The organism is Haloarcula montana (assembly GCF_035666295.1).
GTDB classification, from domain to species: Archaea; Halobacteriota; Halobacteria; order Halobacteriales; family Haloarculaceae; genus Haloarcula; species Haloarcula montana.
Genome location: NZ_CP142027.1, coordinates 393,970 through 407,413, shown reverse-complemented (window position 1 = coordinate 407,413; position 13,444 = coordinate 393,970). Strand labels below are relative to the sequence as shown.

The following is a 13,444-nucleotide window of genomic DNA, read 5'->3' as shown; positions in this document are numbered from 1 at the left end:
CACGCTCTCTGCCCGGATTCGCAACCTTTTCACGACGACCTGTGCTGAATACTGGTAGTGAGTCGTCTCCGTCATCCCCTGGTCTTGGTCGCGCTCGCGGTCGCGCTGACAGCCGGCTGGGTCGCCGTCTCGCTGCTCGGTATCCACCCGAGTACGCTCGCGGAGGTCGCCGTCTCGGGACTGGCGATCCTCGGTGCTTCGTTCCTCCTAGCCTGGGGCGCCGAGACCGCGGAGAAAGACGTGCCCAGGGCCTTTGCCATCGCAGTTCTCGCCGTGTTGGCTGTCGCGCCCGAATACGCCGTCGACGCGCTGTTCGCCTGGAACGCCGGGGCGGGCGGGGCGACGGCCGCCGCCTGCGGGGAGCTCTCGTCGGCGGCGATCGAGGCCGGCGAGACGGAACTCGCCCAGGCCTGTCACGACGCCAACCTGGCTATCGCGAACATGACCGGCGCCAACCGAATCCTGATCGGCCTGGGCTGGTCCGGGATCGCGCTGTTTACGATCTGGCGCGCTGCGAAGACCCGCGACTCGGCGGTGATGCGCCGTGAGGGGTTCCTGAACGACGCTGTCGAACTGGACACCGACATCGCGACCGAGATCAGCTTCCTGCTGCTGGCGACCGCGTGGGCCTTTCTGGTCCCGCTCGGCGGCGGTATCGGCGGATTCGATACGCTGTTTCTGGTCGGGCTCTACGTCGCCTACATCGGACTGGTGTTGAAATCCGACATCGAACAGTCCGACCACACCGTCGGCGTCCCGAAGTACTTCCAGCAGTGGTCGCTCCCGTGGCGCCCGCTGGCCGTCCTGGTGCTGTTTGGCTACTCGGGCCTGATGATCTTCACCGCCGTCGAACCGTTCGCTCACGGGCTCGAACAGATCGGGCTCGATCTGGGAATCCCCTCCTTTTTCATGATCCAGTGGATCGCGCCCCTGGCCAGTGAGTCGCCCGAACTCATCGTCGTCGCCGTCCTCGTCAACAAGGCCCGGTCGACGGCTGGGTTCAACGCGCTCATCTCCTCGAAGCTCAACCAGTGGACGCTACTGATCGGTACGATCGCGGTCATCTACTCTATCGCGCTGGGTGCCTACGGAACCCTCCCGTTCGACGCCCGACAGTCCGCCGAGATCTGGATCACGGCCGGCCAGTCCTTCTTCGCGCTGGCGCTGTTGGTCAACTTCACGATCAGTCTCCGCGAGGCGCTTGCGCTGTTCGTGCTGTTTATCTCGCAGGTCCTGCTCGAATTCGCGTTGATCCGGGACTACGTGGTCCTGCCCATCGACAGCTACGAACTGCTGTTGGTCTACACCGGCGTCTACATCGTCGCCGGCGTCGTACTGTTCGCCCTGCGCTGGCAGGCGCTCGTCTACCTCCTCGGGTTAGCCGGCGACGCCGTGCGGACGGCCGTCGGCCGTGACCCGGTCCACCTCGACAACGCGGACTGATGCTCGCCATCGTCATCTCTCGGGCGGACGAAGCCTCCGAACACGTCGGCGAGCATCTACTGGAACAGGCCGACTGGACCGAATCGATCGACGACGGCCGATCGGACGCCGACGGCGGCGGAACCGTCTACCGGACCGACGGGGCCGAACTCCGGGAGTTCGATGCCCTCCACCTGGACTTGGACGGGGTCGCTGCCGCGTTCGACGCTCCGGACCTGCTCGTGTTCGCCTCCCGGCACGCCGGCGAGACCGACGAACTCCTGACGGCCCACCACACCGGCAACTTCGGGGCCGCGGAGTTCGGCGGCGCCGACGGCGAATTCGCCCGGGCCTGTCCGAACGCACACCGCCGGGTCGTCGAGGCCCTGTCCGAACACGCGCCCGAGGAGTACGCCGTCGGGATGGAGTGTACCCACCACGGCCCGACCGAGGTCGGCGTCCCGTCGATGTTCGTCGAGGTCGGGAGCGCCGAGCAGCAGTGGCGCGATCCCGAGGCAGCGCGCGCCGTCGCGCGGGCGATCCTCGACCTCGACGGCGTCGCCCCCGACGCGCCACGCGAGGACGGGACCCGCCGACAGCTCCTGGGGATCGGCGGCGGCCACTACGCGCCCCGGTTCGAACGGGTCCTCCGAGAGACCGACTGGACGGTCGGGCACATCGCCGCCAACTGGTCGCTGGACGACCTCGCGGCGTGGGCGGACGACGACGCGCAGCGGCGGGCGGTCCTCCGGGACGCGGCCGAGGCAAGCGGGGCGGACTTTGCACTGTTCGAGGGCGAGCGGCCGGAGATCGCGGCCGACCTCGAATCGGTCGGTGTCCGCGTCGTCGAGGAGACCTTCGTCCGCGAGACGACTGGAGTCCCTCTCCAGCGGGTCCACGCGCTTGAAACCGAACTGGTGACGGTCGAGGACGGGCTCCGGTTCGGTGACAGGGCGGGCGAGACCGACGAGTGGTCGGTCGTCGACCTGCCGACGGACCTCCTGACGGCGGCCAGCGGGATCGACCGCGAGGCGACCAGACAGTGCGTCGAACGGTCGGCACTCGCGTTCGTGACCGAACAGAACGGCACCGTCGTCACCGGCCCGTTCGCCGTCCCCGTCGAGGCCGGTCGGCGGCCGATCATCGACGAACTGACAGCTATCTTGGAGCGGAAATACGACAGCGTCACGCGCGAAGACGGCGAACTCCGTGCCCGCGAGACAGCGTTCGATCCGTCGCTTGCGGAGACCGCGGGCATCCCCGAAGGGCCGAAGTTCGGACGGCTCGCGGCAGGGGAGCCAGTGGAAGTCGACGGAGAGCAGATCTCCCCTGAGCGGTTCCAACGCGAGCGTATACGCCGGTTCGAACTGTAATGTCCAGCTGAAACGGTCCGTCGTGTGCGTCTGCCGGGCGTCCGACACAGGGGGAAAACATAAGACAGTTCGCTTGTAACGGGGATTTAAATATGGATTCGATTATCGACGACGCCATCGACGAGGCCGAGGACGAGGGGTCATCGTCGGCGTCGGAAACGACGGACGGACAAGCAGGGTCAACCGAAGAGATGTCGACTGCCGGACAGATGACCGACGAGGAGTTGGCGTCGGTCGTCAAAGATCTGGAGACGAAGATCACGGTCGTCGGCTGTGGGGGGGCCGGCGGGAACACGGTCACACGGATGACCGAGGAGGGGATCCACGGGGCGAAACTCGTCGCCGCCAACACGGACGCCCAGCACCTCGCGGACGAGGTTGAGGCCGACACGAAGATCCTCATCGGGAAGAAACGCACCGGTGGTCGCGGTGCGGGCTCGGTCCCCAAGATCGGCGAGGAGGCCGCCCAGGAGAACATCGAGGACATCCAGTTGGCCATCGACGGCTCCGATATGGTGTTCGTCACCGCTGGTCTCGGCGGCGGCACCGGGACGGGTGCGGCCCCCGTGGTCGCACAGGCCGCACAGGAGGCCGGCGCGCTCACCATCTCTATCGTGACGATTCCCTTCACCGCCGAAGGGGAGCGCCGGCGGGCCAACGCAGACGCTGGCCTCGAACGGCTCCGCTCTGTCTCGGATACGGTCATCGTCGTCCCGAACGACCGACTGCTGGACTACGCGCCCAGCATGCCGCTGCAGGACGCGTTCAAGATCTGTGACCGTGTGCTCATGCGGTCGGTCAAGGGGATGACCGAACTCATCACCAAGCCCGGCCTCGTCAACGTCGACTTCGCCGACGTCCGGACCATCATGGAGAACGGTGGCGTCGCGATGATCGGACTGGGTGAGTCCGACTCGGAGAACAAGGCCCAAGACTCCATCAGATCGGCGTTGCGCTCGCCGCTCTTGGACGTAGAGTTCGACGGGGCCAACTCCGCCCTGGTCAACGTCGTCGGGGGTCCGGACATGTCCATCGAGGAGGCCGAGGGCGTCGTCGAGGAGATCTACGACCGGATCGATCCCGACGCCCGAATCATCTGGGGTGCCTCCGTCAACAACGAGTTCGACGGCAAGATGGAGACGATGATCGTCGTCACCGGCGTCGAGAGCCCCCAGATCTACGGTCAGGGCGAGGCCCAGGAGGAACGGGCCTCCCAGCAACTCGGCGAGGACATCGACTACGTCGACTGAGCGGCCGACACCACAATATAGAAAAGCCGTCAGTGGGTACGGCCCGCTATGGACGTTCCGTACGACCTCAACTCCTATATCCGTGTACTCAAACTTGCGAGTACACCGGAGTGGGACGAGTTCTCACAGATCGCGAAGATCGCCGGCGCGGGCATCGTGCTGGTGGGACTGATCGGGTTCATCATCTTCGCGGTGATGACCTTCGTCCCCGGTAGCAAGCCGGTGTAACAGATGGGGATCTACGCAGTCAAGACCACGGCCAGCCAGGAACGGACCGTGGCCGACATGATCATCAACCGTGAGGAAGAGAGCATCCACGCCGCGCTGGCGCCGGACTCGCTGACCAGCTACGTCATGGTCGAGGCCGACGACGCGTCGGTGTTCGACCGCATCCTCGACGAGATTCCCCACGCCAACGGCGTGGTTCAGGGCGAGTCCTCGATGGCGGAAGTCGAGCACTTCCTCTCGCCGAAACCCGACGTGGAAGGGATCGCCGAGGGCGACATCGTCGAACTCATCGCCGGCCCGTTCAAAGGCGAGAAAGCCCAGGTCCAGCGCATCGACGAGGGCAAAGACCAGGTGACTGTCGAACTGTACGAAGCGACGGTGCCGATTCCCGTGACGGTCCGCGGGGATCAGATCCGGGTGCTGGACTCCGAAGAGCGGTAACCTGACGCCCGGTAGATTGCTGTTCCGGACGCGAGCGAACGCAGTGAGCGAGCCGTCCGGGTTTTTCGCCCACGTTTTTCAAGGAGGGTGCGCGAAGCGCACCCGACGCCGAAAAAGGTGGCAGCGTGACCGTCGAACTGTACGAAGCGACGGTGCCGATTCCCGTGACGGTCCGCGGGGATCAGATCCGGGTACTGGACTCCGAAGAGCGGTAATCCAGCGACACGTCTCGACCGTCTGCTGACGAGCGAAGCCGCGACAATTTTCGAGGACTGGAGCCGCCGGGAGTCACTCCCGTCCCCACGATTAATCCACGTTCGCTCCCAACTCCATCCATGACAGACGTGTCGGCGAGCGGTCAGTGTAGCGTTCGAGGAGCGAGTGACCGGCGAGGATTCCGATGACCGGCGTCTACGAGCGTGCCCTGGGCGAAGCAGCGGCGGATCTGCACCCGAAGGTCCGCGAGCGGTACAGCGTCGGGATCGACGATGACGCCTGTATCGGCCGGGGATGGATGGAAATCAGCCGCGCGCTCCACATGGTTCCGGTGTTGTACGGGATGACCGTCGACGACCTACTGTTCCCCGAACAGGGAAGCGACGTTCCGTTTACCGTGACGACCGTCGGGTTCCGGACCGACGGCGGTCACGAGGCGATGACGACGCGGCGGACGTTCTCGTTCGACGGGACGACCCGGCACTTCGATTCCCTGACGGTCTGGGACGACGAGCACGGACGCCTGCTCGATTTCTTGGGTGGGCACGGACTCGTCGCCTCCGAGTTACGGCCACGCGTCGAGGACGGCACGCTCGTCGTCGAGGGCGGGCGCCAGTGGGCCAGGCTCGGGTCGACGTACGTCCCACTCCCGGGACCGCTGGCGGCCAGCGTCGAGGTCCGGGACCGTTACGACGAGAGCGACGGGCGGTTCCACATCGACGCCGTCGTCGAGAACGCGCTGGCCGGGCGCATCCTCAGCTATCGAGGATCGTTCACACAGACCGTCGAGGCACGCGAAACAGTTCCGGAGACGTTACGCCGGCACGGGCTGACCACGCTTCCGCCGCGGTAATTCTCAGTACGACCCGTCGCCGCCTTCGAGGCGGTCGATGACCTCGCCCATGTTGGCCGCGGCCTCGATCGCCTCTTTGACGCTCTCACGGCGGCGAACGTCCCCGGCCGACGCGTCGTAGGCGCGGACGTACTCCGCTCGGGAGTGTTCGTCGAACGCGTGTTTGATCGCGAAGTAGCCGTCCGGGATCACGGTGCCACACACCTGGCAGGTGATGCGTTCGTGGTCCGTCGACTGGTGGACGATGAGATCCTCGACGTTGTCGAACTGTCGGTCGTCGCCCTCGATCGCACACTCCCACCGCGTCATTTGGCGGAGACGACGCGAGCCGCTCGTATAAGGGTACTGCCCGTTCCTGATAGAAGATTGACCGAAACCGAGTGACGAATAGAAACCCATAATGTGTCGACGACAGGAGTATTCGACGTGACGAGTGAGGGGTTCAACGTCGACGTGCACGTCAAGGTCCTCGACGAGGGGGTCGTCGAGCGGGCGAAGGCCCGCGGCATGGACGCGATCGTGTACGCACCACACTTCACGCGCTTGTCGGACATCCGTGAGCAAGCAGCTCGCTACTCCGACGACGAACTGGCAGTGATTCCGGGCAGGGAGCTGTTCACCGGAACCTGGCAGCACCGCCGCCACGTCCTGGCGATCGGGCTGGACGAACCCGTGCCGGACTTCATCACGCTGGAAGCGACGATGGAGGAACTACAGCGCCAGGATGCGGCCGTGTTGATCCCCCATCCGACCTTCCTGAACGTCAGCTTCGGGCGCGAGGAGGTGCGGACCTACGCCGACACGATCGACTCGATCGAGGTGTACAACCCCAAACACCTCCCGCACGACAACCGGCGGGCGCGCGAGATCGCCCGCGAGACTGGCATCCAGACGTTCGCCTCGTCGTACGCGCACCTCCGTGGGACCGTCGGCGAGGCCTGGCTGTCGTTCGATCGGGCGGTCGACGACGCCGACGCGCTCGCGAGGGCGTTCCGGGCCGACGCGCCCCGGCGGCTGTTTCACCGGCACGGGCTGAGCCACGTCGCCCAACGTGCCCTGGAGTTCGCACATCTCGGCTTCGAGAACTCCTGGGGGAAGTTCGACCGGCTGATGCTCCAGGGAACCGAGCCGACCCATCCCGACCACGTCGCCTACGACGGGCGCTTCGACCACTGCAAGGTCTACTAGGCGATGAGCGCGGTGTTCTCGGCCAGCACCTGTGTGACCTCCGGCGGGAGATACTGCGGGAGCACGTGGACCAGCGCCGCGATTATCAGGAGTTCGATCACGGTGATGGCGACGGTGACCCGCTCGGCCCAGTCGCTCGTCGTCGCCACGCCCCAGGGGAAGGCGTACTCCTGATCGGAGAGCGGATAGAAGAGCGCGAGACCGCGTTTCGATCCCAGGTAGTCCAGCACGTAGTGGGTCAGGACGCCGAGCCAGACCCACTGGAGGTTGCCGGCGTGGTAGATCGGGTGTGCCATGAAGATCGCGAGGATGGGCAAGTTATGCAGAGTCTTCCGGTGGCGGCCAAAGGCGGTGTCCACGTCGGGAAACAGCGCACCCAGCACGACCGGGAGGAACACCTCCGCCATAGTCGCAAAGGTCGAGATGTCGCCCGACGGATCGAGTACGTACCCCAGGCCGATACTCAACAGGACGGCGTTCAGGACGTGGCCGCGTTTGTTCACGGAGAAACCGTTGGAGGGGACGCCGAAAGGTCTTCCTACTGCTCATCGGTAGCCGCGAGGAGATCCGACAGCGCCTGTCTGGCGATCCGTTCTTTGACCGTCGTCCGGTCGCCGTCGAACTCGTAGCGGGCGACGCGCACGCCCGACTCGCCGGTCTCCCAGGGAGCGGCGTGAGCGACCGCGATGTGGACCGTCCCGACCGGCGTCTCCGGGGTCCCCCCGCCCGGGCCGGCCACGCCAGTCGTCGCGACGCCCCAGTCGGTCCCGGCGGTGTCTCTGACCGCACGGGCCATCTCAGCGGCGACGGGTTCCGAGACTGCGCCGTGTTCGTCCAGCGTCTCGCGGGCGACCGCCAGGAGCTCCTGTTTCGCGCCGTAGGAGTAGGTGACGACCGAGCGGTCGAAGTAGTCGCTGGAGCCGGGAACGTCGGTCACCAGCGATCCGACGAGCCCGCCGGTACAGGACTCCGCGACGGCGACTGTCTCCTCTCGCTCGCGCAGTCGGTCCCCGACGCGCTGTTCGACCGCTGTCGACGAGTCGGACATGGTTGTCGGTAGGCCCCCGTCCGGAATAAGCGTTGAGCAGGCCAGGGTCTTTCAAGCCACAGCACCAAGTGGCGGTATGGCATACCAGACGACGCTCGGGTGGTCGCTCGTCTCCTCCGGAGTCGTGACCCTGTTCCTGGCTGTCCTGCCCGGCCCGGACCTCCTCTGGGGCGTGTTGTTGCTGCTGGCCGGCGTCGTGACGCTTGTCGTTCGCTCCTGAGAAGGAAAGACAGACGGCACCGGCCCGACGAGGGCGGGTATGGACTACGAGGAACCGCAGTTCTTCCGGGTCATGCAGTACGCCCGCCGGGCCGACCGTGACGTGGTCGACATGGTCTCGGGGAACCCGGACTGGGACCCGCCGGAAGGGATCCGGGACGGCCTCCGTGACTACGCTGAAGCCGACGCCGCGCAGTTCCAGTACGCGCCCAGCGAGGGGTTGCGCCGCCTGCGCGAGCGGATCGCCGCCCGCCGGGACATCGCCGTCGATCGGGTCGTCGTCACCAACGGGACCGGCGAGGCGAACCACCTCGCGATGCTGGGCGGACTCGACCACTTCCCCGGCGAGGAGGTCCTCTTGACCGATCCGGTCTACCCCTACTACGCCGGCCGCGCGAACTTCCTCGGGGCGACGCCGACGCTGGTGCCAGTCGACGACAGCGGCCACCTCCGTCCGGCCGCAGTCCGCGAGGCCGCCAGCGAGGAGACGGCGGTCATCGTCGTCAACACGCCGAACAACCCCACCGGCGCTGTCTACGGCGCCGACACGATGGCCGAGTTCGCCGCCATCGCCGAGGAGTACGACGCGCTCCTGGTCAGCGACGAGGTGTACGACCACTTCGACTACGCCGGGCGGTTCAGTTCCGGGCTGGCGACCGGTTCGCCCAACGTCGTCGCCACCAACGGCTTCTCGAAGTCGATGGCGATCACCGGGTTCCGTGTCGGTTACGCCGTCTTCCCGCCGGCGAACGGTCCCACGGGCGAGTTGCTGGAGCGGGCCAAGACGCGACACATGCTCACGAACATCACGACCAGCCGGCCCGCCCAGTACGCCATTGAGCGTGCGCTGGCGACGACGCCGCCGGACTACTACGCCCGGTGTCGGGACCGGCTGGCCGCACGCGTCGAGACGCTCTGTGGGGCACTCGACGACGTGGGAGCCGACTACAACCGCCCCGAGGGCGGCTTCTACGTGATGGCGCGGTTCCCGTCGTTCCCCGGGAGCTTCGAGAACGTCTACGAACTGATCGACGAGGGCGGCGTTGCGGGGATGCCCGGCGAGGCGTTCGGGAGTGCCAGTGCGGGCGCGATCCGCTTTGCCCTGGTGACACCGCGGGTCGAGACGGCCGCCGAACGGTTGCGGCGCTTTTTCGCCTGACTCGGCGGTCGCTGTACCCAGTCGGAACGATTTTGCCCTTCCGGGCAGGATCAGCGGTTATGAGTAGTTACGATGGCAGCACCACCGGGGGCGCGACTACCACACGGTCGGTGTCTGCCGATGTCGTCGTCGTCGGCGCCGGAACCTCGGGTTGTTACGCCGCGGCGACGGTCGCCCAAGCCGGGTACGACGTGGTGATCGTCGAGCGCAAGGACGAACACGAGGCGGGCCACATCGCCTGTGGCGACGCGCTGAAAGGCGCCAGCGACTTCCCCGAAGCGATCCCGAAGTCCCAGCTCGAACCGGCGTTTACGAACACCGGCGTCGACCACGGCCGCTTCGAGATCCCACAGGAGGACACCGTCCTGGAGATCCCCGTGCCCGGCGAACTGGCCGTCATCGACCGCTGGGAGTACGGCCGCTGTCTCATCGAGGGCGCCGAGCGGGCCGGCGTCGAGTTCCACTACGACACCGTCGTCCAGAACGTCCGTCAGGACGAGAACGGGCGTGTGACCGGCGTCACCGGCATCCGGAAGGGCGATCCGGTCACCTACGACGCCGAGATGGTCATCGACGCCGCCGGCGCGCTCTCGATCCTCCAGGACAAGACCGACCTCGAAGACGCCAGCTTCGATACGAACGTCCAGTACTCGCAGTTCTGTTCCGCCTACCGGGAGATCATCGAGGTCGACGAGCCCGTCGAATGGGACGACGCCCTGGTGTTCAAACCCACCGAGCGCTCGGCGGGCTATCTCTGGTACTTCCCGCGGACGGACACGGAGATCAACGCCGGGCTGGGGTTCCAGATGAACGAGGAGCCCATGGAACTCGTCGACAGCCTCAAACGTGACTTGGACCGCCGCGAGGAGTTCGACGGCGCGAAAGTCACCGACAAACTCGGCGCCGCGCTCCCGACCCGACGGCCGTACGACTCGGCGGTCGCGCCCGGGTTCATGGCCGTCGGCGACGCCGCGGGCCACGTCAACCCCACGACCGGCGGGGGAATCGCCGGCGCGGCCTACGCCGGCACCTACGCCGCCGAGCAGGCCATCGAGGCCATCGAGGACGGCCGAACCGGCGAGGAGGCCGCCCTCTGGGAGTACAACGTCAACGTGATGGACCACTTCGGCTCGCGGTACGCGGCCCTGGACGTCTACAACATCTTCACGACGGCCTACGACATCGACGACCTGATGGCGCTGCTGGCGGCGATGCCCGGCGAGAAGCTCGCCGAGGCGCTGTACGGCGGGTCGACGAGCATCGGTCTCGGGCTGAAGCTGAAGATGGCAGTCAACAGCGTCGGCCACTGGGGGACGATCTACGACCTCTACCAGACCAAGCAACTGGCCGACCGCCTGCTGGACCACTACGAGCAGTATCCGGACGACCGTGCCGGCTTCGAGCAGTGGCAGCGCGAACGGGACGCCATCATGGACGACATCTACGAGGTCACCGGCGCCGAACCGAAGTACTGAGCGCTACGGTCCGTCGCTATACGGGGTTCTCGCCGAGCCGTTCGATCGTCCCCGCGAGCACGTCGACACCGATCGCCAGCGACCGTTCGTCCACGTCGAATGTCGGCGTGTGGTGGCCGCCCGGATGGTCGGTGCCGATGCCCACGAACGACGCCAGGCCCCCCTGTGACTGGACCCGATTCATCAGGTAGGTCGCGTCCTCGCTCCCGCCCAGGTCGTCGCTGTCCAGTCGGCTATCGACGCCCGCGACGTCGCCGGCCACCTCTGAGACGACCGCCGCGAGATCGGCGTCGCTCTCGGCGCTCGGGGCCTCGGCGGTCGTCTCGACGGTCACCGCACAGTCGTGTATCGTCGCGGCGGAGTCGATGACAGTATCAGCCCGCTCGCTCATGTACTCTTTCAGTTCGGTCGTCTCGCCCCGGACCTCCCCTTCCATGTGAGCCTGCTCGGCCACGATGTTCGTCGCCGTCCCGCCCCCGACGACACCGGCGTTGACCCGCGTGGCGCCGTCACCGTGGCGCCGGATCGCGTGGAGGTTCTGGACGGCCGTCGCCAGCGCCTGGATAGCGTCCCGTCCCTGTGACGGGTGCCCGCCCGCGTGGGCCGACTCGCCTTCGAAGGTCGCCTCGAACTGCCGGACCGCGAGAAAGCCATCGACGCCGGCGACGACTTCGCCCGTCGGGTGGTCCAGCCCGATGTGGATCGCCAGCAGGTGGTCCAGGTCGTCGAGGTGCCCGCTCTCGGCGACGGCCCGGCCGCCGCCGATGACCTCCTCGGCGGGCTGGAAGAAGACCTTCAGCGTCCCCTGGAAGTCGCTTTCGGCGACGGCTTCGAGGACGCCGACGCCGATGGTCGCGTGGGCGTCGTGGCCGCAGGCGTGCATGTACCCCTCGTTCTCCGAGCGGAACGCGCCGCTGGCGGGTGCGTGGTCACCCCCGGTCGATTCGGTGATGGGCAAGGCGTCGATGTCGACCCGGAGCCCGACCGTCGGCCCCTCGCCGCGGTCGAGGACGGCCATCGCCCCCGTAAGCCCGCCGCGGGTCCGTTCCAGCACGTCGGAACGCGCACCTGCGTCCCTCGCGCGGTCGTGCCACGCGTCGAGTTCGTCGTCGTCGGGGACCGCCATCCGGGCGTCGGCGTCCAGAACGTCCGGGCCGACGAGCAGGTCGTCGACGCCGATCCGTTCCAGTTCCGCGACGATGCGGCTGGTGGTGTAGTATTCCCGCCAGGCGGGTTCGGGATAGCGATGCAGGTCCCGTCGCAGTTCGACCAGACGGTCGCGGCTGGACTGCTCCATAGCGAGGGCGACGGCCTCCAGTGTCTTATGCTCCGCTACCGACCTGCGTGCGCTGTTCGACGCCGGCCTCGACGCGGACGCCGCCGGGGAACGACCGCTGGGCCACTGACCGGGCGAACTCCTCGTAGCCGACGATCTCGATGGTCCGGGTATACACTGTGTAGTGCCAGGACTCGAACCGGCCGCCGTCGGGACCGAGCGTCTTGGACTGGGGGACCCGGAGATCCGTCGGTGGCTTCGGATGCGGTCCTTTCAGTTCGACGCCCTTGCGCTCGGCGCTCTGTTTGATCTCCGTGACTGTCTCGTCGAGTTGGTCGTGATTCCCGCTCGTGAGCGTGAGTGTCGTGACGAAAGGCATCTCTTGGTCGTCTCTTGGCGACAGTCGGCAAAATACCACGTGGTTTCGGTTGGCCGGCCCGTTTGTCCCAGCGACGTACTAGATCGAGGATGGAATCAGACCAATCGCCTCCGAGGCCCCGCTGTCTCCGGTATTCTCTTAAGTATCGGTCGTGTAAATCTGGGTAATGATAGAGGCCACGAGCGCGGGAGCGATCCTCTTTCGCGATACGCGTGGCCGGCGTGAGTACCTCCTGCTCAAGAGTCGGCCAGGTGATTGGGAGTTCCCCAAAGGCGGTGTCGAAGGCGACGAAGAACTGCAACAGACGGCGATCCGCGAGGTCAAGGAGGAAGCCGGGATCAGCGACTTCCGGTTGCTCGACGGGTTCCGCGAGGACTACGACTACGTCTTCGAGGCGGACGGCAACACCATCCACAAGACGGTCCACCTGTTCGTCGCGAAGTCCTACGAAGCGTCCGCGGAACTGTCGAACGAACACCGTGACATGCAGTGGCGTGACTACGACCAGGCGATCAACACGGTCACGCAGGACGGCCCCCGCGAGATCCTCGAAGAGGCAGACGAGTTCCTCGACGAGGAACTAGAGGAGTAACCGGTTCGCAGGGGGCGGTCCGACATCTTTCCGGGGGACGGGAACGCCCCGAGGAGTGACGATAGTGCCGCGACGGCGGCCGGAGCGGCGACGCCGGTGATCCGCTCATCCCGTGGACGAAGACCCCGGAGTCGGCGGCGACGATGAGGACGATCGGGAGGAGTCCGACGATCGCGATGGCGACCTACTAACGGTCCGAGGCGGAAAACCGGATTCTTGACAGTTATGTCTGCCTGCGAAGATACGAACATACGGTTACTAACAAAAAAGAGAGGTGGACGCTCTTACAGCAGTACTATCCGTATATTGGGCCGTCCATGGTATG

Annotated in this window: 16 protein-coding genes and 1 pseudogene; 12 read left to right on the top strand and 5 right to left on the bottom strand. The window is 66.3% G+C overall.

The genetic code is table 11. The annotated features are described in order from the left end of the window. Positions 1 to 57: 57 nt before the first annotated feature. The 7 genes and pseudogenes from VJ109_RS02110 to VJ109_RS02080 all read left to right on the top strand — a co-directional run bounded on the left by VJ109_RS02110 (position 58) and on the right by VJ109_RS02080 (position 5,783). Entirely contained in the window at positions 58 to 1,443 is a 1,386-nt protein-coding gene (locus VJ109_RS02110) for a calcium:cation antiporter family protein (RefSeq protein ID WP_324758651.1), read from the top strand. Further along, positions 1,443 to 2,795 (top strand): D-aminoacyl-tRNA deacylase, encoded by a 1,353-nt coding sequence (locus VJ109_RS02105; RefSeq protein ID WP_324758650.1) that lies wholly within the window; start codon positions 1,443 to 1,445, stop codon positions 2,793 to 2,795. The genes VJ109_RS02110 and VJ109_RS02105 overlap by 1 nt, the downstream gene beginning before the upstream one ends. Positions 2,796 to 2,887: 92 nt before the next feature. Continuing rightward, on the top strand, positions 2,888 to 4,045 hold the full coding sequence (ftsZ, locus tag VJ109_RS02100) for a cell division protein FtsZ (RefSeq protein WP_324758648.1): 1,158 nt from the start codon (positions 2,888 to 2,890) through the stop codon (positions 4,043 to 4,045). A gap of 48 nt (positions 4,046 to 4,093) precedes the next feature. Beyond that, positions 4,094 to 4,273, top strand: coding sequence for a protein translocase SEC61 complex subunit gamma (locus VJ109_RS02095; protein WP_276220679.1), 180 nt, complete (start codon positions 4,094 to 4,096; stop codon positions 4,271 to 4,273). 3 nt (positions 4,274 to 4,276) lie between these two features. Continuing rightward, positions 4,277 to 4,714 carry a transcription elongation factor Spt5 gene (locus VJ109_RS02090; protein ID WP_276220680.1) on the top strand — a complete coding sequence of 146 codons (438 nt, stop codon included), beginning with the start codon at positions 4,277 to 4,279 and terminating at the stop codon, positions 4,712 to 4,714. Positions 4,715 to 4,839: 125 nt separating this feature from the next. Further along, a pseudogene (locus VJ109_RS02085) lies at positions 4,840 to 4,929 on the top strand (transcription elongation factor Spt5); the annotation flags it as partial. A 185-nt stretch (positions 4,930 to 5,114) separates the two neighbouring features. Beyond that, positions 5,115 to 5,783: a DUF4166 domain-containing protein gene (locus VJ109_RS02080; protein ID WP_324758646.1), complete on the top strand. Its 669-nt coding sequence runs from the start codon at positions 5,115 to 5,117 to the stop codon at positions 5,781 to 5,783. Between the two features lie 3 nt (positions 5,784 to 5,786). Here the strand turns inward: VJ109_RS02080 and VJ109_RS02075 are convergent, their stop codons facing one another. Continuing rightward, positions 5,787 to 6,092: a DUF7565 family protein gene (locus VJ109_RS02075; protein ID WP_276220684.1), complete on the bottom strand. Its 306-nt coding sequence runs from the start codon at positions 6,090 to 6,092 to the stop codon at positions 5,787 to 5,789. 117 nt (positions 6,093 to 6,209) lie between these two features. On the opposite strand from VJ109_RS02075, the gene VJ109_RS02070 reads away from it, so the two are divergent. Continuing rightward, entirely contained in the window at positions 6,210 to 6,971 is a 762-nt protein-coding gene (locus VJ109_RS02070; RefSeq protein WP_324758645.1) for a PHP-associated domain-containing protein, read from the top strand. Here the strand turns inward: VJ109_RS02070 and VJ109_RS02065 are convergent. Further along, positions 6,968 to 7,474, bottom strand: coding sequence for a metal-dependent hydrolase (locus VJ109_RS02065; protein ID WP_324758644.1), 507 nt, complete (start codon positions 7,472 to 7,474; stop codon positions 6,968 to 6,970). The genes VJ109_RS02070 and VJ109_RS02065 overlap by 4 nt on opposite strands. Before the next feature lie 35 nt (positions 7,475 to 7,509). Further along, entirely contained in the window at positions 7,510 to 8,019 is a 510-nt protein-coding gene (locus VJ109_RS02060; protein WP_324758643.1) for a CinA family protein, read from the bottom strand. Positions 8,020 to 8,095: 76 nt separating this feature from the next. On the opposite strand from VJ109_RS02060, the gene VJ109_RS02055 reads away from it, so the two are divergent. The 3 genes from VJ109_RS02055 to VJ109_RS02045 are packed head-to-tail and all read left to right on the top strand — an operon-like array spanning position 8,096 to position 10,872. Then, positions 8,096 to 8,239, top strand: a complete 144-nt coding sequence (locus tag VJ109_RS02055) for a hypothetical protein (protein WP_324758642.1) — start codon at positions 8,096 to 8,098, stop codon at positions 8,237 to 8,239. Positions 8,240 to 8,278: 39 nt separating this feature from the next. Continuing rightward, positions 8,279 to 9,397: a pyridoxal phosphate-dependent aminotransferase gene (locus VJ109_RS02050; protein ID WP_324758641.1), complete on the top strand. Its 1,119-nt coding sequence runs from the start codon at positions 8,279 to 8,281 to the stop codon at positions 9,395 to 9,397. 59 nt (positions 9,398 to 9,456) lie between these two features. Continuing rightward, positions 9,457 to 10,872, top strand: a complete 1,416-nt coding sequence (locus tag VJ109_RS02045) for a geranylgeranyl reductase family protein (protein WP_324758639.1) — start codon at positions 9,457 to 9,459, stop codon at positions 10,870 to 10,872. A gap of 16 nt (positions 10,873 to 10,888) precedes the next feature. On the opposite strand, the gene VJ109_RS02040 is transcribed toward VJ109_RS02045, so the two are convergent. Together VJ109_RS02040 and VJ109_RS02035 are read right to left on the bottom strand one after the other, a co-directional pair. Beyond that, complete coding sequence (locus VJ109_RS02040) at positions 10,889 to 12,169, bottom strand: amidohydrolase (RefSeq protein WP_324758638.1); 1,281 nt, start codon at positions 12,167 to 12,169, stop codon at positions 10,889 to 10,891. 25 nt (positions 12,170 to 12,194) lie between these two features. Next, the gene (locus VJ109_RS02035) at positions 12,195 to 12,527 is read right to left on the bottom strand and encodes an uS10/mL48 family ribosomal protein (RefSeq protein WP_324758636.1); all 333 of its coding nucleotides are present in this window, start codon (positions 12,525 to 12,527) and stop codon (positions 12,195 to 12,197) included. Between the two features lie 166 nt (positions 12,528 to 12,693). Between VJ109_RS02035 and VJ109_RS02030 the strand changes: the two genes are divergently transcribed. Further along, on the top strand, positions 12,694 to 13,119 hold the full coding sequence (locus VJ109_RS02030) for a bis(5'-nucleosyl)-tetraphosphatase (RefSeq protein WP_324758634.1): 426 nt from the start codon (positions 12,694 to 12,696) through the stop codon (positions 13,117 to 13,119). The last annotated feature ends 325 nt before the right edge of the window (positions 13,120 to 13,444 follow it).

Excerpts from the sequence above, each read along its gene's own strand:
- ftsZ (WP_324758648.1), top strand. The coding sequence starts at position 2,888 with ATGGATTCGATTATCGACGACGCCATCGACGAGGCCGAGGACGAGGGG.
- VJ109_RS02095 (WP_276220679.1), top strand. The coding sequence starts at position 4,094 with ATGGACGTTCCGTACGACCTCAACTCCTATATCCGTGTACTCAAACTT.
- VJ109_RS02045 (WP_324758639.1), top strand. The coding sequence starts at position 9,457 with ATGAGTAGTTACGATGGCAGCACCACCGGGGGCGCGACTACCACACGG.
- VJ109_RS02105 (WP_324758650.1), top strand. The coding sequence starts at position 1,443 with ATGCTCGCCATCGTCATCTCTCGGGCGGACGAAGCCTCCGAACACGTC.
- VJ109_RS02030 (WP_324758634.1), top strand. The coding sequence starts at position 12,694 with ATGATAGAGGCCACGAGCGCGGGAGCGATCCTCTTTCGCGATACGCGT.
- VJ109_RS02075 (WP_276220684.1), bottom strand. The coding sequence starts at position 6,092 with ATGACGCGGTGGGAGTGTGCGATCGAGGGCGACGACCGACAGTTCGAC.
- VJ109_RS02080 (WP_324758646.1), top strand. The coding sequence starts at position 5,115 with ATGACCGGCGTCTACGAGCGTGCCCTGGGCGAAGCAGCGGCGGATCTG.
- VJ109_RS02055 (WP_324758642.1), top strand. The coding sequence starts at position 8,096 with ATGGCATACCAGACGACGCTCGGGTGGTCGCTCGTCTCCTCCGGAGTC.
- VJ109_RS02040 (WP_324758638.1), bottom strand. The coding sequence starts at position 12,169 with ATGGAGCAGTCCAGCCGCGACCGTCTGGTCGAACTGCGACGGGACCTG.
- VJ109_RS02050 (WP_324758641.1), top strand. The coding sequence starts at position 8,279 with ATGGACTACGAGGAACCGCAGTTCTTCCGGGTCATGCAGTACGCCCGC.
- VJ109_RS02035 (WP_324758636.1), bottom strand. The coding sequence starts at position 12,527 with ATGCCTTTCGTCACGACACTCACGCTCACGAGCGGGAATCACGACCAA.
- VJ109_RS02060 (WP_324758643.1), bottom strand. The coding sequence starts at position 8,019 with ATGTCCGACTCGTCGACAGCGGTCGAACAGCGCGTCGGGGACCGACTG.
- VJ109_RS02090 (WP_276220680.1), top strand. The coding sequence starts at position 4,277 with ATGGGGATCTACGCAGTCAAGACCACGGCCAGCCAGGAACGGACCGTG.